24 protein-coding genes, 1 tRNA gene and 1 pseudogene are annotated in these 26,295 nt (G+C 38.9%); 8 read left to right on the top strand and 18 right to left on the bottom strand.

The genetic code is table 11. From position 1 onward, the window contains the following. Window positions 1–158 precede the first annotated feature (158 nt). A complete protein-coding gene (locus H6H03_RS29905; RefSeq protein WP_190958711.1) occupies window positions 159–413 on the top strand; it encodes a hypothetical protein in 255 nt (84 codons plus the stop codon). Further along, window positions 304–525 (top strand): SUMF1/EgtB/PvdO family nonheme iron enzyme, encoded by a 222-nt coding sequence (locus tag H6H03_RS29900; protein WP_190958683.1) that lies wholly within the window; start codon window positions 304–306, stop codon window positions 523–525. Before H6H03_RS29905 ends, H6H03_RS29900 begins: the two co-directional genes overlap by 110 nt. A gap of 43 nt (window positions 526–568) precedes the next feature. On the opposite strand, the pseudogene H6H03_RS29895 reads toward H6H03_RS29900, so the two are convergent. The 3 genes and pseudogenes from H6H03_RS29895 to H6H03_RS29885 form a co-directional block, all read right to left on the bottom strand. Continuing rightward, window positions 569–1,208 (bottom strand): annotated as a pseudogene (locus tag H6H03_RS29895) (Uma2 family endonuclease). A gap of 135 nt (window positions 1,209–1,343) precedes the next feature. Beyond that, window positions 1,344–3,518 (bottom strand): PAS domain S-box protein, encoded by a 2,175-nt coding sequence (locus H6H03_RS29890; protein WP_190958682.1) that lies wholly within the window; start codon window positions 3,516–3,518, stop codon window positions 1,344–1,346. A gap of 308 nt (window positions 3,519–3,826) precedes the next feature. After that, a complete protein-coding gene (locus H6H03_RS29885; protein WP_190958681.1) occupies window positions 3,827–4,657 on the bottom strand; it encodes a sulfurtransferase in 831 nt (276 codons plus the stop codon). A gap of 33 nt (window positions 4,658–4,690) precedes the next feature. Between H6H03_RS29885 and H6H03_RS29880 the strand changes: the two genes are divergently transcribed. Next, window positions 4,691–4,867, top strand: a complete 177-nt coding sequence (locus H6H03_RS29880) for a hypothetical protein (RefSeq protein WP_190958680.1) — start codon at window positions 4,691–4,693, stop codon at window positions 4,865–4,867. Between the two features lie 59 nt (window positions 4,868–4,926). Here the strand turns inward: H6H03_RS29880 and H6H03_RS29875 are convergent, their stop codons facing one another. Next, the gene (locus H6H03_RS29875; protein ID WP_190958679.1) at window positions 4,927–5,124 is read right to left on the bottom strand and encodes a hypothetical protein; all 198 of its coding nucleotides are present in this window, start codon (window positions 5,122–5,124) and stop codon (window positions 4,927–4,929) included. A 396-nt stretch (window positions 5,125–5,520) separates the two neighbouring features. On the opposite strand from H6H03_RS29875, the gene H6H03_RS29870 reads away from it, so the two are divergent. Further along, entirely contained in the window at window positions 5,521–6,162 is a 642-nt protein-coding gene (locus H6H03_RS29870) for a sporulation/spore germination protein (protein ID WP_190958678.1), read from the top strand. Between the two features lie 11 nt (window positions 6,163–6,173). Here H6H03_RS29870 and H6H03_RS41525 read toward each other — a convergent pair whose 3' ends face one another. Further along, the gene (locus H6H03_RS41525) at window positions 6,174–6,302 is read right to left on the bottom strand and encodes a hypothetical protein (protein ID WP_277926194.1); all 129 of its coding nucleotides are present in this window, start codon (window positions 6,300–6,302) and stop codon (window positions 6,174–6,176) included. A 65-nt stretch (window positions 6,303–6,367) separates the two neighbouring features. On the opposite strand from H6H03_RS41525, the gene H6H03_RS29865 reads away from it, so the two are divergent. Together H6H03_RS29865 and H6H03_RS41845 are read left to right on the top strand one after the other, a co-directional pair. After that, window positions 6,368–6,439, top strand: a tRNA-Gly gene (locus tag H6H03_RS29865). 174 nt (window positions 6,440–6,613) lie between these two features. Next, on the top strand, window positions 6,614–7,810 hold the full coding sequence (locus H6H03_RS41845) for an Arm DNA-binding domain-containing protein (RefSeq protein ID WP_190958677.1): 1,197 nt from the start codon (window positions 6,614–6,616) through the stop codon (window positions 7,808–7,810). 153 nt (window positions 7,811–7,963) lie between these two features. Here the strand turns inward: H6H03_RS41845 and H6H03_RS29855 are convergent, their stop codons facing one another. The 13 genes from H6H03_RS29855 to H6H03_RS29795 form a co-directional block, all read right to left on the bottom strand. Then, window positions 7,964–8,314, bottom strand: coding sequence for an IS1/IS1595 family N-terminal zinc-binding domain-containing protein (locus H6H03_RS29855; protein WP_242058051.1), 351 nt, complete (start codon window positions 8,312–8,314; stop codon window positions 7,964–7,966). A gap of 72 nt (window positions 8,315–8,386) precedes the next feature. Next, window positions 8,387–9,910, bottom strand: coding sequence for a fdxN element excision recombinase XisF (xisF, locus tag H6H03_RS29850; RefSeq protein ID WP_190958675.1), 1,524 nt, complete (start codon window positions 9,908–9,910; stop codon window positions 8,387–8,389). Between the two features lie 260 nt (window positions 9,911–10,170). Then, window positions 10,171–11,160: a hypothetical protein gene (locus tag H6H03_RS29845; RefSeq protein WP_190958674.1), complete on the bottom strand. Its 990-nt coding sequence runs from the start codon at window positions 11,158–11,160 to the stop codon at window positions 10,171–10,173. A 266-nt stretch (window positions 11,161–11,426) separates the two neighbouring features. Then, window positions 11,427–12,953: a restriction endonuclease subunit S gene (locus tag H6H03_RS29840; protein WP_190958673.1), complete on the bottom strand. Its 1,527-nt coding sequence runs from the start codon at window positions 12,951–12,953 to the stop codon at window positions 11,427–11,429. A gap of 301 nt (window positions 12,954–13,254) precedes the next feature. Next, window positions 13,255–13,662 (bottom strand): type II toxin-antitoxin system tRNA(fMet)-specific endonuclease VapC, encoded by a 408-nt coding sequence (gene vapC, locus H6H03_RS29835; RefSeq protein WP_190958672.1) that lies wholly within the window; start codon window positions 13,660–13,662, stop codon window positions 13,255–13,257. Beyond that, the gene (locus H6H03_RS29830; RefSeq protein WP_190958671.1) at window positions 13,659–13,910 is read right to left on the bottom strand and encodes a DUF2281 domain-containing protein; all 252 of its coding nucleotides are present in this window, start codon (window positions 13,908–13,910) and stop codon (window positions 13,659–13,661) included. Before H6H03_RS29830 ends, vapC begins: the two co-directional genes overlap by 4 nt. Before the next feature lie 31 nt (window positions 13,911–13,941). Beyond that, entirely contained in the window at window positions 13,942–15,408 is a 1,467-nt protein-coding gene (locus tag H6H03_RS29825) for a class I SAM-dependent DNA methyltransferase (protein WP_199339130.1), read from the bottom strand. Between the two features lie 57 nt (window positions 15,409–15,465). Next, the gene (gene hsdR / locus H6H03_RS29820; protein ID WP_190958670.1) at window positions 15,466–18,780 is read right to left on the bottom strand and encodes a type I restriction-modification system endonuclease; all 3,315 of its coding nucleotides are present in this window, start codon (window positions 18,778–18,780) and stop codon (window positions 15,466–15,468) included. A 301-nt stretch (window positions 18,781–19,081) separates the two neighbouring features. After that, window positions 19,082–19,843, bottom strand: a complete 762-nt coding sequence (locus tag H6H03_RS29815) for a DUF5906 domain-containing protein (protein ID WP_313931953.1) — start codon at window positions 19,841–19,843, stop codon at window positions 19,082–19,084. Between the two features lie 11 nt (window positions 19,844–19,854). Continuing rightward, complete coding sequence (locus tag H6H03_RS29810; protein ID WP_190958668.1) at window positions 19,855–21,237, bottom strand: DUF3854 domain-containing protein; 1,383 nt, start codon at window positions 21,235–21,237, stop codon at window positions 19,855–19,857. Window positions 21,238–21,465: 228 nt separating this feature from the next. Further along, window positions 21,466–21,774, bottom strand: coding sequence for a hypothetical protein (locus H6H03_RS29805; protein ID WP_190958667.1), 309 nt, complete (start codon window positions 21,772–21,774; stop codon window positions 21,466–21,468). Between the two features lie 242 nt (window positions 21,775–22,016). After that, window positions 22,017–22,271 carry a hypothetical protein gene (locus tag H6H03_RS29800; RefSeq protein ID WP_190958666.1) on the bottom strand — a complete coding sequence of 85 codons (255 nt, stop codon included), beginning with the start codon at window positions 22,269–22,271 and terminating at the stop codon, window positions 22,017–22,019. Window positions 22,272–22,340: 69 nt separating this feature from the next. Then, the gene (locus H6H03_RS29795; RefSeq protein ID WP_190958665.1) at window positions 22,341–22,667 is read right to left on the bottom strand and encodes an XRE family transcriptional regulator; all 327 of its coding nucleotides are present in this window, start codon (window positions 22,665–22,667) and stop codon (window positions 22,341–22,343) included. A gap of 461 nt (window positions 22,668–23,128) precedes the next feature. On the opposite strand from H6H03_RS29795, the gene H6H03_RS29790 reads away from it, so the two are divergent. Together H6H03_RS29790 and H6H03_RS29785 are read left to right on the top strand one after the other, a co-directional pair. After that, a complete protein-coding gene (locus H6H03_RS29790; RefSeq protein WP_190958664.1) occupies window positions 23,129–25,741 on the top strand; it encodes an ATP-binding protein in 2,613 nt (870 codons plus the stop codon). A gap of 6 nt (window positions 25,742–25,747) precedes the next feature. Then, on the top strand, window positions 25,748–26,230 hold the full coding sequence (locus tag H6H03_RS29785) for a hypothetical protein (RefSeq protein ID WP_190958663.1): 483 nt from the start codon (window positions 25,748–25,750) through the stop codon (window positions 26,228–26,230). Window positions 26,231–26,295: the final 65 nt, after the last annotated feature.

The raw sequence follows: 26,295 nt of genomic DNA, 5'->3' as shown, positions 1-26,295 counted from the left end.
TAATATTGGCTGGTTGTTAAAGCATTTATAGCCACCTCAACCAGTCCAAAAAACCCTCTGACGTACTGGGATTAAAAACAAGTCAGCCGATATTATAACCGTGCTAACGCAGTTTAACTGTGTATTATTATTAGTAATTTTTATTACATTAATATACTATGTTATTTCCATCTAATTCTGCAAAACAGAACTCAGGTTTAGCTAAGAAACCTGGCTTATCGCTCCAAAGCTTTCAATTTGAAGTTGTAACGATAAATTTACAGGGTAGCATCATCAACCGCAGCAACCGAGAAGCAAAATACTTTGTCGAAGGCTTGGGGAACAACGTCACCTTGGAAATGGTGGAAATACCGCCAGGAACTTTTACGACCTGTAGAAAACGTGAGTTGGAATCATGCAGTAGAATTTTATAAAAAATTGAGCTATGAGACAGAATATACTTACAGATTAATTAGCGAAGCTGAATGGGAATATGGCTGCCATGCTGGAGATTGCCAATTTGATATTCTAAAAATTCGACGCTAAAAGCATTTTTCCTTGTGCGTCTGTGCGTCTTTGTGTAAATAAATCATATTTGCTTTATCAACCAAGAGCGAAACGCTTTCATAGCTGCATTTCTCCCATCAGTTTTACTCCTATTCAAATATTCAGGAATCACTTGAACAATAGGTAAACTAGGAAAAATATTGCTATGATTAGATTTTATATATTTTCCATTAATCAAAATATTAATTTCTAATTCTTTGCCTATTCCATCGCCATAATTCTGAAACTCCTAAGAGTTGATAATTATTAAAACGAGTGCGGGAAGTAATATCAATTTCGATTGCTAAATCTGGAGGCGGGTCAACTGTTAAATCAATTCTATCTTTACCTCTAACAGCTGCTTCGTTTTCGATGTAAAAGCAATCATCCGGTTCTACCCCAGCATCCATTTTTTCTTGGTCAAAAGTTGTAGACCCCAAACTCCAGAATTCAATATCAAGTTCTTCTAATAAGATTTCTACTAGATTGCCAATAATTTTTTTGCCTATCTCATGCTCTGGTAATGGAGCTATTATTTCCAGCACTCCTTGACTGTAAGATATGCGAGAACTGCGATTTTGACCCAATTCTGCCAAAATATTTTTGTATTCTGACCAGGATATACCCTTAATCAACAACTGATGGCCAACAGGTACAATTAGTTGGTTGAGTTCAAGTAACATTACTTCCTTGCCTCTAGAGTTAACCCAACTATAGCAAATCTAAATCATGGGCATCGCCAATCTCCCCAACTTCTTAAATAAGCCAGCGATCGCTGACTTATTATAAATTCTAAATTCTGAATTCTCACTCCTACTTTATGACTGACTGATGGGAATTTTAATTACAAATTCTGCTCCTTGTCCAGGTCTTGAGTTACAAGACAAATTTCCACGATGTTTGTTTACCACAATTTGGTAACTGATGGATAGCCCCAGTCCTGTACCTTTTCCGACATCTTTAGTAGTAAAGAAAGGGTCGAAAAGTTTGGGAAGTATTTCTTGGGAAATTCCCAAACCATTATCTATAATTCGGATTATTGCCCATTTGCTATTACAAACTTCGGTGCAAATGCGAATTTGTCCTTGTTCTCCGGAAAATGATTGTTCCAAGGAATCAATTGCATTAGCTAGAAGATTCATAAATACCTGATTTAATTGACCGGGATAACATTCAATTAGAGGAAGCTTACCATACTCTTTAATTACAGCAATTTCTGGATGATTGGGTTTTGCTTTCAAGCGATTGTGCAGAATCATCAAAGTACTATCGATCCCTTCATGAATATCTACATCTTTAAATTCAGCTTCATCAAGACGAGAAAAGTTCCGCAACGAGAGAACGATTTCACGAATCCTTTGAGTTCCTACAGTCATAGACTGGAAGAGTTTTACAAGGTCTTCTTTGAGAAAATCAAGGTCAATAGCTATGATTTCTGCTTGGATTTCTACTGGAGGATAGGGAAAATGTTGTTGATAAAGTTCTACTAGACGCAATAAGTCTTGGGTGTATTCGCTGGCTGGAATCAGATTACCGTGAATAAAATTGACCGGATTGTTAATTTCATGAGCAACACCCGCAACCATATTTCCAAGTGAAGACATTTTCTCACTTTGGATAAGTTGGCTTTGGGTACGTTGCAGTTCGCGCAGGGTATTTTCTAAATTTTGCGCTTGTTGTTGTAATTGCATTTCGGCTTGTTTGCGCTCGGTGATATCAGTTGAAACACCAAGAATTTGATTTATTTTGCCATCAGCATCACGGCTAAACACTGTTTCTCTCGTGTATAGCCAGCACCATTGACCATTTGCTTGCTTCACCCTAAATTCAAACTCATAAATCTCACCATCCTTGGCTTTAGTAAAATTTTGTAAGTGAGTTACGACTTTTTCCCAATCATCTGGATGAGTAATTGTAGGTAAAATTTGTGTTCCCATCTGTTGAATTTGTTGATTAGAATAGCCAAGAAGTTTACCAATTTCTTGATTAGCGTAAACATTACGCTGTTGCTCTAAATCGAAGATGTAGAGAATATTAGGAGAAGAGTCTGCAATGCGTTGAATGAAGTGCTGGCTAGCTTGGAGTGCTTCTTCAGTTCGTTTGCGTTCTGTAATATTTAATGCTGTTCCCACCAGTCGATAAACTTGACCTTCGCTATTTTTTAAAGGATTAATTGTAGTTAGCCACCAAGTTTCTTGACCTTGAAAAGTCAGGCATTCTTCATATTTGATACTAATACCAGTTTCTATGCAGATTTGAAATCGCTGACGTACTTCTAGACCTTCAAGAGTACCATGCACATATTCTGGAGTTTTACCAATGACCTCTGCATTGCTAATTCCTGTTATCTTTTCCGTTGCTGAATTCCAGCCAGCATAACGCAATTCATAGTTATCTACAACGTCAATCACGAATATTGGTTGAGTGACACCATCATAAATACCGCGTAAGAACTGCTCTTTTTCTTGTAGTTGAGCTGCGGCTTGTTGACGATCGCATATTGCAGTTTCTTCTAGCTGTTTATGAGCTGTAATGACTTCAGAGAAGATGATGATACCACCAATTTCATTGGAGCCTTTGTCATACCAAGGATTTATTTGCCATTTCACCCAGTGGATTGTCCCCTCTCCAAGGGGGAAAATATTTTCTTCAGCACCAATAGTTCCCGCCAAACAACGTTGATGAATTTCTTGCCAATACGAGGGAATATCTGCAAAGATTTCACAATGAGAGCGACCGATAATGTCTCGATCGCTCAGATTATAATCTTCCCGCCAACGCCGACTCGTTAGGACATAGCGCATTTGCCGATCGAATATGGCGATCGCAGCAGGGATATATTCAATAAACAAATCCATCTGCTGTTGGCTAGACTTGAGAAGATTTGAAGACTTAGCACCTTCTAAACTGGCAACTACCTGACGCAGCTCTATTAATTCTTGTTGCAGCAATTCGTAGGTATCTTTATCTACAGAAATCAGATTACAAACCATAGTCTTGTTGTTATTTGCCAGCTAGTGATCTGAAGTTGGCTTCATTCCTATATTTCCCAATAATCTCTAGCAAACAACGTTCGTGACTAAAGAAAAATTCTTAAGATAGTTTGTAATTAGAACTTTTATAATTCATAATTTTTATACTACATATAAATGTAATTTATTCTTGTTGGGAAATAATTCAAAATTCAGAATCAATCAGTTCGGAATCGCATCTGAGGTTTGGTAGCGTGGCACAGAACTTATTCTAATTCTGTTAGCTCAGCGGGGCGTAGCCCATTCTGAATTCTGCTGTCTGTTAATAACTATTCAATAGCTATATTAGCAATTCGGCTCCATTCATTCCATGAGCCGTCGTAGTTTCGGACTTTTGAATAACCAAGTAAATATTTTAAGACGAACCAAGTATGTGCTGAACGCCCGCCAACAGTACAATAAGTAATTACTTCTTTATCAGAAGTGATATTTTTACTGCTGTAAAGTGTCTGCAATTCTTCAACTGATTTAAAAGTTCCATCTTCATTGAGAGCTAACTCATAATATACAGAAACTGCACCAGGAATATGGCCTGCACGTTCCGTTCCTTGAGGTGGCTGCATAAAAAACAGTTCGCCACTGTATTCTTGAGGTGTACGAACATCAACTAAAACGATATCTGCTTTGTCAATAGATTCGTGTACTTCATGAAAAAATGCTCGCAAGTTTGCATCAGGAGTTTGCACTTGATATTCAGTTGGTGTCATAATTTGTGAGTTTACTTCTACTGGACGGTCTTCCGACAGCCATTTTTGGTAACCACCGTTAAGAACGCGCACATCATTGTGACCGAAGACTTTGAAAAGCCAAAATAACAAACCGCCTGTTGCAGCAAAATCACCATAAGTAATAACAGTAGTCTTATTTGTAATACCAGAATTCTCTAAAAGTTTTTGCCATGCAATTGGGTCAAAATTAATGCGATAATCAGGTAGTAGAATATCAGTAGTAATATTCCAAAAGACAGCGCCGGGAATGTGTCCACTGGTATATATTTCTGGATTCATCTCTGCTTGAATCAAACGGATATTGGGGTGATTCAAGTGTTCAAAGATCCACTGAGTATCGACAAGTATATTGCTGTGTGTGTGTTGGGACATGTTTATTCTTCCAATTGTTATGCAGGTAGAATAATGTCTGTATTCAGGCCATGCCTAGTCCTCGAACGAGTACACTTAGCAGCTAAGATTCTGGTGATTTCTTTACAATCTTTATTTGATGCGATCGCTCATGCTCGTGATAAACAAGAACTGCGATCGCAAGTCCTAAACTATGCTTCAACTGCTATACAGCAGAATTCAGAAGCATGAAAATCTCTTCATCCCTACCCCCTTCCCCACTTCCTCTTTCCAAGCTAATGCTTCGACGACTATATTTTCAACTCCAACGAAGAAATTTCTTCTGGATTTTCAATCAAATGCCAAAATAGTGCAATCTCACTCACATTATCAGCAATAAATCTTAATTCTTCTGAACTAGCATCTTTAGCCATTTCTGCTAAAAAATGTTTGGCAGCAAGAATTGTATTTTGCCTTCTCAATGTTTTTTGTTGAGAGCCTCTATTCATTTTTTTGCCTTAAAAGTATTAAAATTTGGTTTATTTTGTGTAATTATCACCAAAATGTACTTAATTTGCATCAATCTTAAGAATAATATCCATCGGTCTAAGCTTCTTGGATTCTACTTAACTTCATTTAGATGCTAACAAGTCGATCTTGAGAAAGATGAAATTTTAGCCTTTATATGCTTTTGTAGCAATCAGATAGCAAGTTTCAGAACCGTGATTTCTTAAGAATTTTGAGAATCTAGTTAGTGGGATAAACGTCGTTCTTTGAAACATAATTGCTGGTTAACAGATACCAGGTTGACACTTTAGAGACTGGCTCAAAATTGACAAATCTATGCGGAATTGATACCACCAATATTGAAGTTGATAGCAGGAATGTAACATTTGAGCAAAATTATGAAGACAACTAAGAGATATCTTTTACGCGCGATCGCTGTAACAATTGTTGTTGGTCTGAGCAGTTGTAATTCTAACCCCACTGCTAATAATATAGATAGCCAAACACCATCCCCTACCCCAACACCAAACACCACATTATCTCCAGAACCTATTACAACACCGACAAACAGCCCATCATCTCGGACTTCTACCCAAATTCCTAGTGTTGCTCAGTTGAGAGAAAAATCTCCTAATCAAGAATCTGCTGGAGAAAATACACCTTCCTCATCAACTTCTAAAGCTGCTAATAGTAAAACTACAGATGTCACAATCTACACTAGTGACGTTCAATGTCAAGAATTAATCCCAGAAAAGGTTTCAGTACCAGCTGATGAACCAGTTACAAATGCAGTGGGTAAAATCATAGAAAAACGAGATACAAGCGATCTTAGCTTGTCTGGGTATCGTGTTAACGTCAAAAATGGCGTTGCTACAGTTGATTTACGGTTATCTCCTGAGTCTAAGCGGCAAATAGCTTCTCTTTCTAGTTGCGAACAGTTTGCTTTATTTGGTAGTCTCCGCAAAACTCTCACAAGTAATGCGGCATGGAAGATTAAAGAGGTTCGCTTCACTGAGCGAGGCGAAGACATTGTTCTGTAGTTCAGATAATCCTACATTGACTTTCGTTGGCGCAATGTAGGGTTGTGAGTGGCGTCTGGTAGAGAAGCTTTGCCGTTGGCGGTAGCGTCTGTGAAAGAGAAAGCATCGCCAGTTGCGAAAACAGCGTGTATTTTAGTCAATTGAAAACAGCTATAAATAATGGTATGCTGTAGTACAATATTAAAGTTTTGGCTAAGAGCTACTCGCGGGTGTAATTCAGTGGTAGAATGTCACCTTCCCAAGGTGAACGTCGTGGGTTCGAGTCCCATCGCCCGCTTTGGAAAAAAGCCTTATTTAACAAGCGTTTCGAGGATTTGTCCTCTAACCTCTTCCATTGATAGTAGTATCTTTGTTTCTACCAATAAATAAAAATTAGCTCTTTTTAGGTGATTTTGGGTGTAACTTGGGTGTAAAGTTGGTGTACTAAAAAGGTAGTAAGAAAGATAAACCTGTGTACTCCAAACCCAACTCTAGTAAAGCCTCTAAAGGTACTGTTCAAGTCATATCTTCCAATGACCGATTGCAATTAAGGTTCAGGTTCGCAGGTAAACGTCATTATCTCAGCATAGGTTTGGCAGATAATTCTGTTAACCGTAAAGCAGCAGAAGCAAAGGCAAGACAAATTGAGCTAGATATAGTTTCTGGAAACTTTGACCCTACCCTAGCTAAATACAAACCACAGGCGGCACTGAGTACAGTTGCAACCGAAATAACACGTAGCATTACTGCTAAAACATCACTAGCATACCTTTGGGAACAATTTGTTGAATATAAGCGACCGCAGTGTAGCCCTAACACCATGAGACTTTCGTATGGTGTTTTTTCTAATTATGTTAGAAATTTACCAACTCATGACTTGGATAAAGCTAACGAAATCAGAGACTACATTTTAAACACAATTCCTTTATATTCAGGAAAAAGATTTATCACCCGTCTTTCAGCTTGCTGCGAATGGGCAATAGAATCTGGAATGATTTCAGAAAACCCATTTCAGGGAATGGCAACCAAAATTAATTTACCGAAGTCATCGACAACTAAGGAAATAGATGAAATAAATCCTTTTAGTTTGCAAGAAAGAGATAAAATTATCAACGCAATTGAAAACAACCTATTTTGTCCAAGAACATCAGCATTTAAACATAGCCACTATGCCCCTTTTGTTAGGTTTTTATTTTTAACTGGGTGTAGACCATCAGAAGCTATTGCTCTACAGTGGAAACATATTTCACAAGATTTTAGACAAATTAATTTTGAGCAAGCGATTATTAAAACTGAATCTGGTAAGCAAGTTAGGCAAGGGTTAAAGACTCAAGAAAGAAGAAAGTTTCCGTGCAATGATTCACTTCGTCAACTATTACAATCAAATAAGCCCCAAGAAGCAACCTCTGATTCATTTGTATTTCCTTCACCTAAAGGCAAAGTAATTGATATCGATAACTTTCGGGGACGGATATGGACAACTGTAATTCATGGGTTGGAAATTGAATACAGAAAACTGTACCAAACTAGACATACTTTTATTACTCATGCCCTTGAAACTGGCAAGCTAGATGCAAAAGATGTGGCTCGGTTGGTAGGTAATAGCCCAGAAATAATATATCAACACTATGCAGGTAACAAACGGGAATTATTTGTCCCTGAATTTTAAATGGTTATGCCATAGAGAAGCTTGATATAGTTTGTCTCTAGCGTTTCCTAAGCAATTGAAGTACACCCAAATCTTTTTTATCAAGGTTAGTAGGTTGGAAAACGTACCTCACTGAGTCGGGAATCGCTATAATTAGTTCAATTTGTAATTTATCTACTCACAATCTGCTATGGATTTGGCGTTTTGAGTTACTTCGTGGGATACTTTGAGGTTCTGTAACTCCTCAAAGCTCAAAAAGCGTAATATATCCATCTTTTGCTTAACAATATCCAAAAACTCTTGAAATTGAGGGCAAGATTGACAGCTTAACTCTTTTCCTGGAATCAAACAATTACACGCCATCAGAGGTCTTGCTCTAAAGACGCGGGAGCAATTCTTACAGATATACCGTTGTACACCATCTGGTTCTCGGCCATGTTTCCCAAGGAGATGCGACTTGCATTTTGGACATTCCATTCCATAAATTTGTGGTTTTGGTTGCCATGACTGCAACGCTTGTTGCATTGCGACCTCACATCTGAGCTTGTTTAAATTAAAACTTTCTTGCGTATTCATAGATCCAAATTGGATACAGGTTTAAATTTTTAAAATTACTTCTTCAACTTCTGCGTTGCGAATAGTAATCTGATGAACAATTTGGTGATAAATTTTGACTTTTTCATCTGGAGATAAGGTATGCCAAATTGCTAAATTATTACCAGCACGGATAATTTCCTCTGTACTTTTATTGAGAATTGAATCGGAGAGGAATGGATTAATTTCCTCGGTAATTTGTAGACGAATCTTCTCTTTAAGCTTTTCTAGGTCTGGGTCAAACCCTGGAATTTTTTCTAGAGCTTCTAGGCGAGATTCTAACTGTTTTAATTTCTCTGATTTTTGCTGCTCTCTAGTTGGCTGTTCGTCTAACTCATTGGCTAAAGTTTGAGAACGCTGTACTAAAGTATGGATGAGAGAATTCTCAATGTTAGATTTGCGGGTAGATTTTTTATTCCCACAACCCATGTCTGCATATCGACAAGCAAAATAATAATACATTCCTTGCTTATGCTTGGCACTTTTAGTAATACACTTGGAACCACATTCAGCACAAAAAACTAGACCTGTTTGATAAGCATATTCTCGGTAACAGACAGGGTTATTTGGGTCTTGATTAAAGCTAAAATGCCCAGTTTTCGAGTTAAATTTGAGAATTTGTTCAATCTCCACTACTTCGGTTTCAGTAATGAGCCTATGCTCTGGATGAGTATCATGGATTATTTGCCAGTCTTCAGGTTTATTTTTCTTTCTTTTTCCTTTGCTAATAGTAATGCGTTGAAAATAGGCAGTGTGACCACGAAGAACAGGGTTAGTCAACCAATTATTGAAACCTGCTGTTGTCCAATGTAATATACTATCTCGACTATTTCTCTTGTTATGTTTTCTGGTTATTCCATATTTTTGGAATATAACTTTCAAAGCTCGGCTAATTCCTTTAACCTGTAAAAATATATCAATACAATCTCTAGCTATCTGTTTAATAGTCAGACCAGGTAGTTTTTTGACATCATCCTCATTATAGAGTTCAAGATAATTGTCTGGTCTGTCTGATATTAGGCAAAGAAATAAACGAGTATCTAATTGGTATTTATCATTAACTACCTGGTAGCCCCAAGGATAGGATTCACATGCGGCTCGTTTATTGCGGCGGTGTTCTTTACCGTGTCTTATTCGCTCTGATAAAAGGTCAGTTTCCCATTCTGCAAGAGAACCCAAGACATTTACCATTAGCTTGCCCTGAGATGTATTTAAATCAATTTGCTGGTCTAAAATCCTTAAATTCACCCCAGATTTATGATAGATATCAATACATTCTCGTAATTTTGGTAATGACCGAGCTTTTCTATCAATTCTCGTGATAATAACTTCATCCACTTGTTGGGAATGTACTAAGTCTATTAGCTTTTTCAAAGCAGGTCTATCATCGTTGCTACCGGATTGAATATCTTGATAAATTTCTGTCGCTCCGGCAGCTTTTAGCCTTGCTATCTGTTGTTCCAAAGCATGAGAATCAACAGCTTGTTCGCGGGAAGAAACTCTGGCATAGCCTACAATTCTTTTCATTTTTTTCAGTCTAAGCTCAGTAAATAAATCAATTTATATGAGGATTCTACCAATTATTTGTGCATATCCAGCACCAAGTGGGTATGCACAAATAATTGAATTATTAAGGCTTAAATAGTAAAAAAATAGTATTGAATTGCATTTATAAATTCATTAAGATGCTTATTCATGATAAAAATATCTAACCTTCTTTTCTTTATTAGCACTAAAGACTCAAGGTTAGATTTTTTTCCAAATTATTTCAGTTTTGTAAAGAATACTTAATACCAAATCCAGGATATGTATCCGTCTTCGGTTAAAACTCCCCGAATTGGCTCTTTGTTGTTAGTCCCTTTCCTTTTTTGATATGGAATACAGTTTTTCCAATAAAGGCGAGAGTCAATCAGTTTTATCAATCCTCTATGGGTTTTGATATACTGCTTCCAAAGGCGAACAAACTCTTTGGAGTTGTTTTGATGACTCAATTCCCAAAATGCTAAGATTGAATAGCCTTGCCATCCCATATCAAACAATATATTTTCACATTCTTTTACCTTTAATTTATCTTCAATGCAGTCTGTAATGAACTTTAGAAACTGTCGATAGTTTCTTCTTAGAGTTTTTTTGTCATACCCTGAAAAGTTTGGTAGAAACATCTCATTTTGGATACCATCACGAAATGTTTCCTTGAGAATTGTGATGAATAGTTCTTCAAAATTGTTGAAGGGAAAAGTGATACATCTGGCATTTGCCCATTTTTTAATTACCGATGATTCTTTAATGCCATTAGTTTCTGTATCAAAAAGGTCATATTTAAGTAGTTCATAAAGTGCTTTGTCCGCTGCCGCTTCGATTTTAAGATTTTCGAGGGCAGTTGGTGGCATTAGCTTACTCAAATTACCTTCTAGTCCTGAATCAGGAATGAGCTTGTAAATCATATTGGGTAATAATCCAGCTTTAGATTGCCAGTATAACTGGACACATCGCATCATTAGTCCTTGATCCTTATTTACAGAACCAATATTAAATAAGGCAACGTTTCTAATTGCATGGCTCAATCTCAGGAAATCTTTAGTTTCGGGAACATCTGGAATTTTAATAAATTTAAAGGGGATTTTGTTGCGCTTAATTTCAAGAAATTTATCTTCAGATATTGCTCGTTTTCCCTCCATTTTTAGTGCATATCGTAGCGGAACTGTAATTAAGCGACCATGTTCATCAATTATGTCCGTATAAAATTCTTCGTAACTGGTGTTAAATTGTTCTAACATCAGGTTATCCCTCTGTTTCATTTATGGCTGTATTTGGGCAGTCTCATTAAATGAAAGACAACCCACAACAGTTCGTTTGTATCAAAACTCTTGAAATATGCCAAGTTTTGATACATAGATTAATGAACAAAGTTAGGATTTATAAGAGCTAAAAGCCTAATTTTAGAGGTAGTTACTCAATTTAAAATAACCAATGCGAATCCTAATTGCTACAACAGTAGTAATAGAGAAATGATTAAATTAACAATGAGCGAGTTAACCTTGATTTACTCAAATCCTGGTAAAACTCCTTGACCTTCGACTGTGTTGCGCTTACGCTTGCTTGTACGATCGCTTTTTGCTTTGCTGTTGTTTAATTTGTCTCGTTCGGCTCGAATTCGTTCTAGTAATACTGATGCAGGTTCATCATCTGGGTCTTGGGGGACGAGTTCACCTCGAAAGGCCTTGGCGAGAATAGATTGGTTGAGTTGGTCTAACTTAGGGTTCATACTTATGTAACACTGAGTCATTCTAACTGTAAAATTCACTAAATCTCGAACCCTACTAATTATTTCAAGTTGCTCTTGAATTGGTGGTAAAGGAATAGGAAGAGTTTTAATTCGTGTTAGAGCAAGCTTACCTTGAGCAGCAGACAAAATTTTGCTTTTAATTATTTCTTGGCACAAAGATGACCTTAGCCAAAGTGATAAATACTCATTATTAATGACAAAAAGATTGCAAATTTTTGCTGCATTTTCAGTAAGGTTAGCACCATCTAGTTCTGTGGGTATGATTCCAGCATCACCAATGCAAGCTCCAACTATAGTTATGTAAACATCACCAGATGCCACGGTATAGTTCTTGATTAATGGTTGAATGTGTTTAGGAATGAATTGTATTTCGCTTAAAATAACTGTTCCGTTTTTAAGATTTCCAGCTTTAATGTACGGGTAGCCTGTATTCTCATCTACTAAGCTTTCTCCCTTCGGAAGTCTTTTCCCACCTTTCACGTCTCCAATACTTTCTACATTAATCCAAATCCAAGAATCTGGTATATCTGATAAATCATACTCGCTCAAGTCGTTTTCAAGCTGAGGTGATCTCTTCTTAAGTTTTTCCAACAAAATTGAGGCAGGTTCAACATCTAAATTCTCTTCTCGCCAATCTGCTGTTAAATCGCCTCGAAAGGCAGCAGCGAGGACGGATTGACGGAAGCGATCGCACAATTGAGGTATACTGTCTAGTGCTTCCTTCGCTTTTTGAGTGCGATCGTTCAACTCCTCAATTTTGGCAACAATTCGCTTTTGCTCGTTGATGGGTGCTAGTGGAACTGGCCCTTTCATTACACCAGCAACACCAACATTTCCCTGATTAACTCCTCCTGTTTCTTGAGAGAAAAAATAATCCTGATAAACTTTGAATTTACTGGCTAAAACAATATATTTAGAATTTATTAAAGGGTGACAAGTGATTGCTAATAAACGTTGATTAAGAAATAACTTTGGAGCATCATTGGGAATGAGTACAAAGTAACCGTAATCACGTTTAAACCTAGTACCTGTTTGAGAAATAACAATATCGCCTGGTTTTACAATAAAATTGCTGGACAAGAAATTTTCAGGTAAGAATACAGGCTCACGACTTAAATTTAACTCACCTTTGTAAACATTCCCAAGTCGAATAACTTGTATTCCATAATTGGTGAAATCTCCACTTTTGAAGGCAACGCCACTCACATGACTAGCAATTTCTTCTAGAGTTATCCATTCCCAGCCTTCAGGCAATTCAATTAATTCGTTACTTATTCCAACCAATTTCGTTAATCCTCACCCTGTCCTAAAAACAAACCTTCTAAATCCTGATATCCACTAACAACACGCAAAATTTCAACACCTTCCTCAATTAGAAGCCTTGAAGCCTACAAATGTTAATTATTCACCAGCTTGAGTACATTTTTTTTCAGCTTTTCACGTAATCTTTGAAATACCTCTTTCGCATCCAGCAACTCATCCCGTTCAGATGCCTCAATTCCCACCTGTATTTCCTGCTGTAATTTCTTAAACCTTCCTTTATATAAGTGTTTACATTCGTCAGATAGTGAGTTAATTTATTTGCTCAAATTTCTTGCTCCCAATCTTCAATTTGTAACCCATTCACTCGACTAAACTCGCGTACATTATGCGTGACCAAAATTAAATTATTTGCTGTTGCAATAGCCGCAATTTGTAAATCATAAGGGCCAATGGGTGTACCATTAGCAGCTAACTCAGCCCGAATTCTTCCTGCTATCTTTGCCCCTTCTGCATCTAAAGCTAGAATAGTAAATTGATTAAAAAAACGTTGCAATATTTCTAAATTTCTCTCTTGTTGAAGACTACGGTAAGCACCATAGTAAAGTTCTAATTGGGTGATTGTAGAAATTAAAATATTTTCTGGTTCTTGGGATGCCAAACGATTTGTTACCGCAGCACTACTATTATTGATTAAGCGGATACAAACATTTGAATCAAGCAGATAACTCAAAATAGAGCCTCCCTCGTTTCATATTCTCCCTGTTCTGGTCTTTCTAAGGGTTCTCCTACCCAACCGCCAATCACCTCTTCAAAAAAACCTGGCATCCAGGCTTTACCTTTAGGCGTAGGATGTTTAATTTTGTCTTTCCCTTGGGAGTTGATTCTGAAGTGAAGAAATTCTACAAAATCTAAAACTTCCTGTTGTTTTTCTTGGGGAAGAGAACGCCAATGTGTTAATAATTCTTGTTCTGCACTCATTAGTATTCACTCACTAAGATTACTCATGTTTCTATTCTAAAGTTGGCATACCCACGGAGGAACTAACAGCTTCTGCTGCTTCTTCGCCTTCCAGCAATATCATCAAGGCTTCCATCTCTTTGGTTGCTATTCGCAGTTTCTCCATAATCTCAGCAGCAATCACCTCTGGCTCAGGTAAATTATCGCCTGATTGCAAACTTTCATCCCGTAACCAAGAAATATCAAGGTTTTCATTACGTTTTTCAATATAATTCCGCGTAAAGCAGCGAAAACGCCCATCCTCACCCAAATCTACACGAGGACTATTACCATTGGGGTCATCTCCATAGCATTGCTCAAATTGGGCGAAATGCTCACGAGTTAAAGGATAACGCTTACCAAAACTGGGCATATTGGTTCGCATATCATAGAACCAAACTGCTTTGGTGTTGCCTTTCTCGGTTGTTCCACGTTGGAAAAATAAAACATTCGTTTTCACACCCTGAGCATAAAATATGCCAGTTGGCAACCGTAAGATTGTATGCAAATTGCACTTATTCATCAAGTCAGCCCGAATCGCTCGTCCTTGTCCATCCTCAAACAGTACGTTATCGGGTAAAACCACAGCCGCCCGTCCCCCTGGTTTGAGTGACCTGTAAATGTGCTGCAAAAACGCCAATTGCTTGTTTGAGGTGGGATAGGTGAAATCATCTCTGGAAGGTAAACCACCCCCCTTTTTTGTGCCGAAGGGCGGATTAGTCAGAATAACATCGGCTTTGGCTAATCGCTGTCCTGCTGGGGAAAGAGTATCACCCAAATCTACAGCACCCTCGATTCCGTGTAACATCATATTCATTAACAGCAAGCGGTGAGCATCCTGCACCAACTCCATGCCATAAAACGCCTGATGCTGCTGAAAGGATTGCTGGGCTTCAGTCCATTCAAAGGGGTCATGGTGTTGACGAATATAGCGATCACCTGCAATCAAAAAACCCCCCGTACCCGCAGCCGGGTCTTGAATCAATTCTCCTGGTTGCGGCTTAATCAGGGCAACCATGCAATCAATCAAAGGTCTAGGGGTGAAATACTGACCCGCACCAGATTTCTTCTCATCAGCATTTTTCTGGAGTAACCCTTCATACAAATCGCCAAACTCATCTCGATGCTCAGAAAACCAGTCCAATTCATCAATACTGGTAACAAGCTTTTTGAGGATGCGCGGTTGTTTGAGAGAAGTTTGAGCATTAGCAAAAATCGCCTGTACTCGCTGCGAAGAATCCTCAGAACCCAACATGAGTAACAGCGACCTGTAAAATGTTAGCTGTTCAACTCCATCCTTATTCACCAAATCAACCCAGCGAAAACCTTCGGGAAATTGCGTTTCCGTCCCTGTCTCCTGCGCCATCTTTAAGAACAGTAGATAGGTTAATTCAGTGACGTATTGCAAATAAGTAACGCCATCGTCTCGGAGGACATGACACAGGTTCCACAATTTTTGAACAATATCGGAAGTGGGCATAATTCGTAATTCGTAATTAATAGTTTTGTACTAAAAATGGATTAAACGCGGATTATATCAAATTGCAGTATTCCAGATGCTTTCATGAAGCTTGATGACAATATTTTCTAAATCTCCCCCAAACACCTTATCGAGTCGCTCAAAGCCTCCGCCTTGGCTTTTAAATTCGCCTCGGTCTAAAGCGGCGCGGTCAACTATGGTTTCGGCTTTGATTTGTTTACCAATTCTTTCTAACCAGCGACGCTGGGGAACAGTCCAAGGTTGACTGGCGAGGATGGTTTTTAAAGCGCGATCGCATCGTTCACTGTAGGGTATTAAAGCATCACCCAAGGCGGCTTGGCGAATAAAGCCAATAATAGAAGCGGCAATATCTTCATTGGTTGTCTCTCGCCATGCTGTCTGTAAGTTTGTCTCTGAGTATCCCGCTACGTCCAGCAGCATTCGCAGTTCTTTGAGTTGCGCTCTAGTTAATTCACGCGGTCGCTGGGTGACAACCACCAAGGCTGGAATTTTGTTCATGTTCTCCAGCAAAAAGGCGCGAAAACTCTCTAAATAATCTTCTGGACGTTCAGCATTGCCGTAACCCCGTTCAATGGCAACTAACTCATCAGCATGGCGGGAAACCAATATTGGTGCAGTTCCACCATCTCGACGATCCAGAATTTGAGCGATCGCTTTTCTTTGTTCCCACCATTGTTTTACCTGCTGTGGTGTACTTTGCTTGAGATGGGAAACCATATTTGGTAATGGCATTCCAGCGATCGCTTCTAACTGTTCTTGACTACTAGCACTCAAATGCCTGCGTTTGCGTTGAATTTTCGCCAGTAGTTGGTTAATGACTATTTCTAAAGCATCAGAGTTATTGACAGTTTCTAACTCTTGCACCAATTGAGTAAAGGAAATATTGGGGTTAACGACAACAGGTTTCATACTGGAGACAGGAGCGATCGCTTCATATAATCGCACCGCATCAAAAATTCTAAACACCTCTTTGTTAATTTCATGACAAAGACGGGTTGCCCTTCCCAACATCTGCTCGTAGAGAATGCGGGAATTTATGCGACGAATAAACACCAAATTACAAATTGCCGGAACATCAATTCCTGTAGTCAGTAAGTCTACAGTCACAGCTACTTTGGGATTAACTTCATTGCGGAACTTGCGAATCAACTCTAATGGCTTATCTGCATTGCCTGTAATTTTGACAATTGCATCATCCTCTACGCTGCCATAGATAGCCTGAAACGCTTGTTTCAGCTGATTAACAACAATATCTGCATGACCATCGGTAGCACAGAAAATTAAAGTTTTTTCTGGCAGTGATGGGTCAATGTGCTGTGCTAAAGCTTTACAGACAACTCGGTTAAAATCCTCAGTAATAACTTTGCGGTTAAACTGTTCTACCTCAATCCGCACCTCATCAGGGGCATGAACTAAGTCAAGTTGCCCAGTTTGGGGATTGAAAAATTCCATCTGCTCACCAGGATTCCAAAGCATCCCTTCTTCAGATAACTTTGTTCTTATCTGAAAAGGTGGTTCATGGTCAATTAACCAACCATCGATCACCGCTTCTCGATAGCTGTAGGTGTAAACAGGTTCACCAAATATTTGGGTGGTGTGCAGTGCTGGAGTTGCAGTTAAACCAATTTTTACAGCGTCGAAATGCTCCAAAACTCGACGATATTTTGATACGTAATCATTAAAATCTCGAAACTCTAATTCGCGATCGCTTAATTCTCGATCCAGTAGATAGCCCCGGTGACACTCATCCACCACAATGCAATCATACTGGTCTGGTGTAATTACAGATGCAGTATCGGAAGGGTAAAGAACTCGTTTAACCATACCTTGCACGGTGGCAATATGGATTTTGGTATCCCTGTCTGGTTCTGTGTCTTTTAAGCCTTTAATCTCGAAGATATCAGCAAAGCTTTGCAGGTTCTCCATGCGGGAATCTTTAAAGGCATTGTCAGTTTGTTCTCCCAGTGCGGTGCGATCGACCAGAAATAAAATGCGCCGAAATCGCTTGGTTTTGAGTAAGCGATATACCAAAGCAATACAAGTCTTAGTTTTACCTGTGCCTGTTGCCATTGCTAACAGTAATATCCGTTGTTCCCTAGCTAAGGCAGACTCTACAGCTTGAATCGCACGAATTTGATAATCACGCAACTCTAGCCCGTAGTTAAAGCCTTCCTGAGTTAAACGAGTATTTGCTTGGTCAATATCTTGAGCTAAGGCATCTAATAAACCTTGCGGACTGTGCCATGTGGGAAGGCATACCCGCAAATTAGTTAGACGACGTAAATCACAGAACCAAATGCCACTCTTGGTCTGAAGTTGCTGCAAGTATGGTCTACCGTTGGTGGCAAAGACAAAAGGAACTTTGTAGTTTTGCCAAGAACCACCACAAAGAATTTCTCCTGCAATTTGAAAACCTTCACTGTAGCGTTTGGCTTGATTTAATGCTCCTTCTGAGACATCTTTACTCTGACGCTTGGCTTCCACTACTCCGACAATCTGCAAACCACAGAATAAGGCATAGTCAGCGCGTCCATTAGCGGTGGGATATTCTGCGATCGCTAAATTTCTTCCTTTGTGAGGACGAACACCATTTTGATAAGTCAATTCTTCTGAATCTGCTTCCCATCCAGCTGCGCGTAATTGAATATCAATCAGTCGGCGTGTCTCTCTCTCATCCAGCAGCACTCCACTTTCAGCAGCTTGGGCTTGAGCGATTGTCTGCTGAATTGTTTGCTGGGACTGGTTTTGAGCTTGGGCTTGAATTTGGGCTAAATGTTGTAATACCTCCTGCACTTTGGCTTGGGCTTCCCGTGCTAAATCTTCAGCAGTGGTGCGTCGTTGTGCTTCAGTTTCCGCAGTTGCTAAATGTTTTTGCGCTTCTGCTCGTAAGCGTGCTAATTCTGCTTTGAGTGTTTCTGTCTCTATTTTTGGGTCAGGTGGAGGAATAAACGCACCTGGATCGAAATTGCGACCTCCACCAAAGGAGCGATGAAACCAAATTCCTAACGCACGAGCATATTTCAGCCCACTTAATGCTGTGCGATGATTGCCAGAAAGCTCATGAGTTGCCTGATTACCAATTTTCCGCAACTCATGAAACAGACGATCTACTTCACCTTTGATTAAACCGCGATCGCGCAACCGATTGAGTAAATCAATCTGCCGTTCATCTGCTACCTCATAAAGTCCAATATTGGCTGCTGCTAATTGCGCCAGTAATTCACCAAACTGCCGCAACTTAATCAAACAAGTATTTGGGTCGTCTACAAAATATCGCTCTGCTAAAGCACCCAAACGCACAAGTTGTCGATCGTGAACTGCAAGAAATGAGAAGTTTAGCGACTCTGGCATATTGGCTTAGAGAAAAGCACCCTAATGATAGTGTTTAGAGTTACTTATAAAATCTAAGTAAATCTAATGCTGCATTATCAACTTACAGTTATAACTTTTCTGTTTTATCCTGCACAGCCTGCACTGGGTAATTTATGATAGCAGAAACCCTGCTACAACTTAGTATCTATGATTGTGCAGTATGGGTTGCGAATTAACTCTTTGCACATATTGACCCTGCACTAGATAAATTCCTTATATACCAAGACTTTTGGTAACTTAGAGCAGGTTGTGAAGAGTGTGCAGGGTGAACAAGGAAATTTTAACTGGGCTGGGATTGATGGATGATAGATTCAATTAACCCTCCTGAATCATCTTGTCTGAGTCCACGAATCATTAAACCGCTTCTAGTTTTAACTTTTTCCAGTTTTCCTCGCCCCAGGCGGATAATTTCTGGACTAAACTCCTTGTTGCTACAAGCTTTAGACCGAGTTTTATGGCAATAAATACAATAACCACCATATAATTGATTGATATTATCTTTGTCTATACCAATTGCCACTTGATTGTCTGGATCGTAGACATACTTATTATTCAACCAATTAGCTACAGAGTTTGTTTGCAGTAAAGCTTCTACATCGTTTCGCTTTCTAGTTCCGCTTTCATCAACTTTGTAAAGCAGAGTATGTACAATTTCAGACTCAGGGATACTTAGCAGGTAATTAGTGAAACCAGATATTTGTGCAGTGAGTTTTTCTAAAAAATTAGGATCAACATTAGTCAATAAACGGTCAAATTTAAAAAGAATTATCCGTCTATAAAGTCCGGAATCATAAGCAGAGAATACGAAATTATTGGCAGTTATCATTACCATGCCTTTATAGATAGTACTGAATGCTCTCTCATATTTATGTTCGATACTAATTTCATCTCCTCCAGTAATGTTTTTTAAAATATCTAAGTTACCTTGATACCTATCAGCGTCATTTATACAAACTAACCGCTTGTCATAAATATTAGCTGTCTTAAATTGGTTGTTGTTGAGAGAGATAAGATTTAAGCTATAGCTAAAACGCTTACCAATTAATGCGCCCGCTATTTCATTGCTGTAGATTTACCAGTACCTCCTAAACCAATAATTAAGGCAAATCTATGAAGTTCCCACATCCCACGTAATACAGCTGCATACCAACATATCAGGAGGTGCTTTTGACTTGGGTTATTTTCAAATATAAAATCCATCCATTTCTCAATTTCGTTCCAATCAGTAGCTTTATCGTCATGTTCTCTATCAATAATGTTGCGAAAATAAAGGTTGGGTGAGTGGGGTATAAGTTTGTTTGTTGTTAAATCTAAAACTCCATTTTTGAATGGCAGCAAATGATTAGATGGTTCAACAAAATCATTACACAGCAGTTCAGACAACAATAGTTTTATTACTCCTTCTGGATAGCCTGAGCTAAACCCTTTACCAGGATAAGTGTCTTTGATTTTTCTGATAACTTTTTGTAAAATTACTTCCTTACTGGCTATAGTCCAATAGCCATTTTGATATTGTATCCATTGGCTGATCTTACAATCGAATTTTAAATTATTTAATTGAGGAGCTATAATTTCTGCCATTAATGAATGCTCTGGTAGTTTTATTTTCTTGCCATTTCCATGCTGTTCTTCTTCTTTAAAGTTGTTTGACCATTGCTCAACTCTATGTGCTTTAGCAATTTCAATATCAAATTCTTGTTTGCCATTGGCTACTATAAAGTCATCCATACCCTTACCCCTAGACTCTTCCCACATCACTACTTGAACTGTGCATCCAATTTTGCATAGCACTTTGGATAATTTGAGAAGTGCTTCTTGCACAGAAATCTTGCGGACAATATCAGCATCAAAACAGAGGTAAAAACATCTTCCTGGTTTTGCAAACAGTGCTAAATGGCTAACTAGTTCTCCATCTTGTAATCCCATTTCTACGCCACATAACGCAACTGTAGGGTATCCATGCGTTAGTCCTGCTCCTGCTTTTTTGCATCCTTCGGTGATAAATACTGGAATAGAGATATCTTGAATAATGTCTGTCCAATAGCGGCGATTTCCTGTGTTTAAGCAGATAGCATCATATTGAGCTTTGGAAGAAAGATATTTAGCTGGTTTATCTGATTTGGGAAATTTAATTTCTTTATCTGGCTTGAATTGTCCGTGCATCATTCCCATCGGTAATCCATTTCGAGGATTTATACCGCTACACCACCAGCCAGGTAGATGAGTATATTTCTTCCAACCTAAATGCTGTGCTATTTCCTGCTTATCTTCAAGCGATTTGACATTGAGACGGGTAATTTGTTCTGAAACTCCGCTCTTATTTACCCACTCTTCTAAATGGCTAGGGTGTATATAAGGCAAAGTATTTCCTGAAGATGCGGTAGAGATATTAGCAACAATACTGTCGCTAATATTAGAATTATTTGGTATACTCATAAAACTAGTAAAAAATTTGTGAATAGAGCCACTAGCACAGCACAAAGCGATCGCTAATGGCTTTTTATTTGGAGAATTAAGATAGGCAGCGAAAAATTACTTTACTTGAAAGTATGGTTTGGCTTCCTTCTTAATTAGGTATTGGGTAGGATTCCTTCGTAATTATCTGAATTACTAATGAGTTTTCATTGAATCCAAAGACAAGGTTTTATAGCTGATATTGCTACTCTATGAACGGCTTTGTCTTCTTTTTCGTTGGTTAGAAGGTAAGTAAGCTAGATAGTTATCAATTGCTCGCAGATGAGCGTTAGGATTACTAACATGGTTTTGTACCCAATCTAAAACTAGGGTAATGTTATACCTAACTACTCTTGAGTTTAGAACCACCCAGTGAATATCTTTTTGCAACTTTCCTTGTAATCTATACCTCTTGAGCGTGTCACCGGATAAACCGGTCAGCTTAGAAACTACTTGCTTACTAACGAACGGATAATGTTGCGAATCCAAATTAGATGTGGTATCTGCAAACTTATCCATATCGGAAGAGTTTTTTTGGCTTTCAAGTTTTGTTTGCATTTACGTTTATTGAAGTTAATAATCGCTCTCTAAATTGCAGGAGATGATGCAAATTAGGGCTTTTTGTAACGTCCATAAGCTTATGCGAGTTATAAGCCAAAGAGAAAAATGTGCTAATTCAGTTAAGAACTGTTAAGTTGGTTTTCGTAAAAATGCCCCTAATGCATTAGGGGGCATCGACCATGTTTATGTAGCGCCAGAAGCTATTGCACTACAATGTTACGGCTTAGAATACTCATGAATTCTCCTGCATTACCTGTGGGTAGCAGTTGGCTCCAATCTCCAACATCTGCATAGCCAATAACCTGTAAGTAGTGAATGGTGCTTGTTACAGCTTTGGAAGAACCTATCAAAAGATGTTTGAGTGGTTCTCTAAAAGGTAATGTTTGGGAGTCAGCCTGGCTGGGAATAGCTGCTTTTGAGTCTTCAGAATTGGGTAGAAAGCTGGTAGGTATCATGATTTATTACCGGCAAACAGTTTTAATTCACAATAAAGTTTGCCAACTAACAAAGTCAAGATTTTTAGTCTAATCATTAAACCTGTTGTTTAGATTAAATAGTGCTTGCAGGTGCGGAGGAATTTTTTCATCAATCACTTTTTTGATTTCCAAGAGGGCATCTATTTCAGCAAGTCGATCCAAATACCTCTGCTCTGGTTGTCGTGGATTTTCTCGTGCAAACCAAGTTTTGACAAGCTGTATGGATACGCCTAACAGTTCGGCTAGTTGAGCTTGAGTTAGTTGGTATTTTTCAGTAAAGTCGCGGGGATGCAAGGTTTTACAGCGAATGGAGCGCATAAATTTTAGCAGCTTTAGCACCTGTTGGTAATCGTATCCCACCTCATTATCATTCATGAATTTAGTCTAATAGATAGACTAGAATTACACCTAATTAAGTTGAATTCCTTAACATTAAGGTTGATGAATCAAACATTTTGATGTTTGCACGTAATATAAATGAGGTAATTTCTCTCGATTAACTTGGTTCGTGTGGCGCGACACTTGTTCTTAGATCCAAAACCATATGACTCTGAGCAGGGTTTAAGTTGCGATCGCCTCTACCCTTCACTTACTTTACTGCCATCTCCAGCCATAACTGGATAAATTAGATACTGAATAAACTTAAGCAATAGAGATTTCATCAGTCCTAAATGTTAGAGCAGAGCTAATTAAGCTACATTAGCTCTATAAATCTTTATGTTTTGGTCTACGAGTAAGCAAGTTACCGTAAAAACTTGCTTAGGTTAGGTATAGAATACTTAGTCATCTAACCATGTTTAGTAGTGCCGCAAAATTCGCTTGGTAAGTGAGGTGCAATGGCTGAACCCCTAGAACAGTTTAAGATGGAGACCAATTTTGAAGGTCTCATCCAGTTACTTGCCAAAAGTCTGTACCCAGAACCGGATGTATTTGTCCGGGAATTGATCCAAAATGCTCACGATAGTATTGTCAGGCGGCAAGAAATCGAGCCAGATGTTGCGGGACGCATTGATATTGAATTAGATAGCAGCAATCGCAAGATTATTTTTCGCGATAATGGCATTGGCATGGATCGGCAGGATATTAAAGATTTCCTGTCAGTAATTGGATCTACGGGGACGGGGACAGCAAGGCAAAAACTCAAAGACGAAGGCAGAGCGGCAGCTTATAATCTGATCGGGCAATTTGGGATTGGGATGCTGTCGGCGTTTGTGGTAGCGGAAAAAGTGGTGGTGCGGACGCGGAAGCTAAAAGAAAAGCAAGCATTTGCATGGCATAACACGGGTTCAACCGACTGCATTCTCTATGCCGATAATCGTAAAGAAGTTGGTTGTGAAATTATTGTCTCCATCAACCCGGAATATACTTTCATGCTTGATGAAAAGCGGTTGCGGGAGGCAACTGTTAAATATTGCGATTTTGTTCAGTTTCCCATTAGTTTGAACGGACAGGGGCCAATTAATGCTATTGATGCGCCTTGGCATCGGGGACATTGGGCATCTAAAGCAGAGAAAGAAGCGACTTATAAGCAATTTATCAATCGTCGCTATCCCGATGTGCCATTGGATGTGATTCCAGTAGAAATGAATGAACCTTTTCAAGCAAAAGGTGCGCTTTACATTACGGATCAACGAATACCTGGCTTTAGTACAACCGGAGTAGTTGATATTTTTGTGCGGCGGATGTTTGTCAAGTCTGGTGATACTACTTTGTTACCTTCTTGGGCAAAATTTATTTGTGGTGTAATTGACAGTCCAGATTTACAACCAACAGCAGCACGGGATAATATTCAGCGTAATAATTCTGTTTTTGATTTTTTGCAAAAACGGTTGGGCGAGTTAATTGTTGAACGATTGATTTATTTGGCAGAAAAAGAACCAAATACTTTTAGACAAATTAATAGGTGGCATCACCTGCATCTTAAAGGTATGGCTCATCAATATGATGAGTTTTTTCAGCAGGTGGGAGAATTGTTACTGTTTGAAACTAATCGTGGTGAAATGTCGCTCCGAGAGTATTTAGGTAAAAATGCAACGAGAAAAGATAAAGATGCTGAAAGTAAAGCACCTCTATATTATTTTGCCTACGGGGGAGCAGCCGCTCAGTTTTATAAACTAGCAGATGCCCGTGACTGGGTGGTAATTAATGCGGGTTCATCTTTTGAAGAAGAACTGCTTGAAAAATATGCTCAAACTAACCATCGGACTATTTACCTTGAACGCTTAGATGCTACAGATGATCCAGAATTATTCCAAAGACTGAATCAAAAGGAAGAAGAACGTTTTCGGCAGTTAGAACTCGATTTAGAAGGCAATTTACGGCGGTTTGGAGTGAATAATGTAAGCGTCAGGATGCGTCGCTTCGATCCTGCTAGTTTGCCTGCGGTAATTATTCTTACCCCTGAAACAGAAGCAGAGCAGAAACTTCAATATATGGTTAATCAGCCTTGGTTTATGGAGGGAATGGAAGATATAGCAAAAGAAGCTATGCAGCAAAGCAAGCGCCGTCCGCTTTATCTCCAACTCAATGCAGCTAACGAGTTAATTCAACAATTAGCTGATATGGCTGGTATAGAACGCGGTAGCGAATTAGTCGGAAAGCTAATGACCGGAATTTATACCAGTGCTATCTTGTACTCCCATAATCTACTAACTCAGAACAACGCTGAGGCGATTCATACTCAGTTTGTGGGTTTGTTGGATATATTGATGAAAAATCGGGGAATAGAAATTGCCCTTAAAAAAGAATTAGAGGAAAAACGCCGTCAAACTTTAGAGTTGCAGAAGAAACAAGTAGAGACAACAGCAAAACGTCCCGATCATATTTTGATTTTTATGATCACACCTAGTGATGAATATAAACTACTAGAGGAAGCAGTAAGGCGGGTATTTGAACGCTCGCCTTATTGCTTTGAGGTGCAGTTAGCGGGAGGTCACATTTATAAACCTGGGTTTCTGGAAAATGTGCGAGAACATATGCTTCGCGCTCACGGTTTTATTGCCGAAATTAGTGATTTGAATCCTAATGTGATGTTTGAATTAGGAGCGGTGATGTTATCAGATGACAGCCGTCCAATTTTTTCTCTCCGCAGCCAAAATGCACGTGAAGATGTGCCAGCAGCTTTAAAGGAAAAGCTATTTGTGCGTTATGGCTCGATTAAAGAACCAGTAGAAACACTAGAAATGGCTATTCGCATTGCCTTTGAACGGGATGGGCGAATTGTTCACGACGGCATTAATGCCCTTTTAGCACAGCGTCAAAAGCGGTTTCTCTCCCGGATGTTATTGGAAGCACTGCGCTTCAACTTGAACTCAAATGAAATTGCCAGCTTGATGAAGGACTATAAAACTGTTGAGGATTTGTTAGCAGCAGAACCCGCCGAAGTGGCTCAAAAAATGGGTTTGCAGAAGTATGTGATTGAAGCAATTCAAGGGGAACTGAACGGATAAGCCACTATGTTTGATGAGGAAAATCCCTTAACTCAAGCTGCCCAATTGCAGATGGAGCGTCACCTATATGCTGGCTGGGAAGCTTACGCTAATCTACAAAGAATTCGGGCGGCCGAGATTTTTGGCAAGGCTTTGAAGATTGCGGAGTCGATTAACGATAATAGAAATATAGTGCTTTTTCGCTTTTGGCGTGGAGAGTGTCTGTTTCGTGCCAATAAGCTGAACCAAGCATTGGATGTCATTGTTCCCACAATGAAGGAGGAGAATACAGAAGCCGGTACTGCCGACATTTTTAAGCTATTTACATTATATATTGAAGTTGCCTACAATTTACCCGTTAGCTTGGAGTCCATCAAAAAAGCTTACCAGCGAACAGAAAATTTTTTATACAATTCGGGAAACCAAAACTGGCGACACAGACTACTTTGGTTACAAGCACAGTTGTACCCAGGGCTATTTCATTCTAAAAAGTTGCTTAAGTGTGTATAACCCAAAAGAACAGAGCCGTTGAGCTTGTGCCATGTTTTCAAACATCTGGTCACGGTATAAATTGA

Origin of the sequence: Nostoc paludosum FACHB-159 (genome assembly GCF_014698835.1) — a bacterium.
GTDB classification, from domain to species: domain Bacteria; phylum Cyanobacteriota; class Cyanobacteriia; order Cyanobacteriales; family Nostocaceae; genus Nostoc; species Nostoc paludosum.
This window is presented reverse-complemented; position numbering and strand designations above follow the sequence as displayed.

What these genes read in the sequence shown, in the direction of transcription:
- H6H03_RS29870 (WP_190958678.1), top strand. Translation starts at nt 5,521, where the DNA reads ATGAAGACAACTAAGAGATATCTTTTACGCGCGATCGCTGTAACAATT.
- H6H03_RS29790 (WP_190958664.1), top strand. Translation starts at nt 23,129, where the DNA reads ATGGCTGAACCCCTAGAACAGTTTAAGATGGAGACCAATTTTGAAGGT.
- H6H03_RS29845 (WP_190958674.1), bottom strand. Translation starts at nt 11,160, where the DNA reads ATGTTAGAACAATTTAACACCAGTTACGAAGAATTTTATACGGACATA.
- xisF (WP_190958675.1), bottom strand. Translation starts at nt 9,910, where the DNA reads ATGAAAAGAATTGTAGGCTATGCCAGAGTTTCTTCCCGCGAACAAGCT.
- H6H03_RS29805 (WP_190958667.1), bottom strand. Translation starts at nt 21,774, where the DNA reads ATGGATAAGTTTGCAGATACCACATCTAATTTGGATTCGCAACATTAT.
- H6H03_RS29875 (WP_190958679.1), bottom strand. Translation starts at nt 5,124, where the DNA reads ATGAATAGAGGCTCTCAACAAAAAACATTGAGAAGGCAAAATACAATT.
- H6H03_RS29880 (WP_190958680.1), top strand. Translation starts at nt 4,691, where the DNA reads ATGTCTGTATTCAGGCCATGCCTAGTCCTCGAACGAGTACACTTAGCA.
- H6H03_RS29830 (WP_190958671.1), bottom strand. Translation starts at nt 13,910, where the DNA reads ATGAGTGCAGAACAAGAATTATTAACACATTGGCGTTCTCTTCCCCAA.
- H6H03_RS29795 (WP_190958665.1), bottom strand. Translation starts at nt 22,667, where the DNA reads ATGAATGATAATGAGGTGGGATACGATTACCAACAGGTGCTAAAGCTG.
- H6H03_RS29800 (WP_190958666.1), bottom strand. Translation starts at nt 22,271, where the DNA reads ATGATACCTACCAGCTTTCTACCCAATTCTGAAGACTCAAAAGCAGCT.
- H6H03_RS29890 (WP_190958682.1), bottom strand. Translation starts at nt 3,518, where the DNA reads ATGGTTTGTAATCTGATTTCTGTAGATAAAGATACCTACGAATTGCTG.
- H6H03_RS29885 (WP_190958681.1), bottom strand. Translation starts at nt 4,657, where the DNA reads ATGTCCCAACACACACACAGCAATATACTTGTCGATACTCAGTGGATC.
- hsdR (WP_190958670.1), bottom strand. Translation starts at nt 18,780, where the DNA reads ATGCCAGAGTCGCTAAACTTCTCATTTCTTGCAGTTCACGATCGACAA.
- H6H03_RS29785 (WP_190958663.1), top strand. Translation starts at nt 25,748, where the DNA reads ATGTTTGATGAGGAAAATCCCTTAACTCAAGCTGCCCAATTGCAGATG.
- H6H03_RS29825 (WP_199339130.1), bottom strand. Translation starts at nt 15,408, where the DNA reads ATGCCCACTTCCGATATTGTTCAAAAATTGTGGAACCTGTGTCATGTC.
- H6H03_RS29905 (WP_190958711.1), top strand. Translation starts at nt 159, where the DNA reads ATGTTATTTCCATCTAATTCTGCAAAACAGAACTCAGGTTTAGCTAAG.
- H6H03_RS29810 (WP_190958668.1), bottom strand. Translation starts at nt 21,237, where the DNA reads ATGAGTATACCAAATAATTCTAATATTAGCGACAGTATTGTTGCTAAT.
- H6H03_RS29855 (WP_242058051.1), bottom strand. Translation starts at nt 8,314, where the DNA reads ATGCAACAAGCGTTGCAGTCATGGCAACCAAAACCACAAATTTATGGA.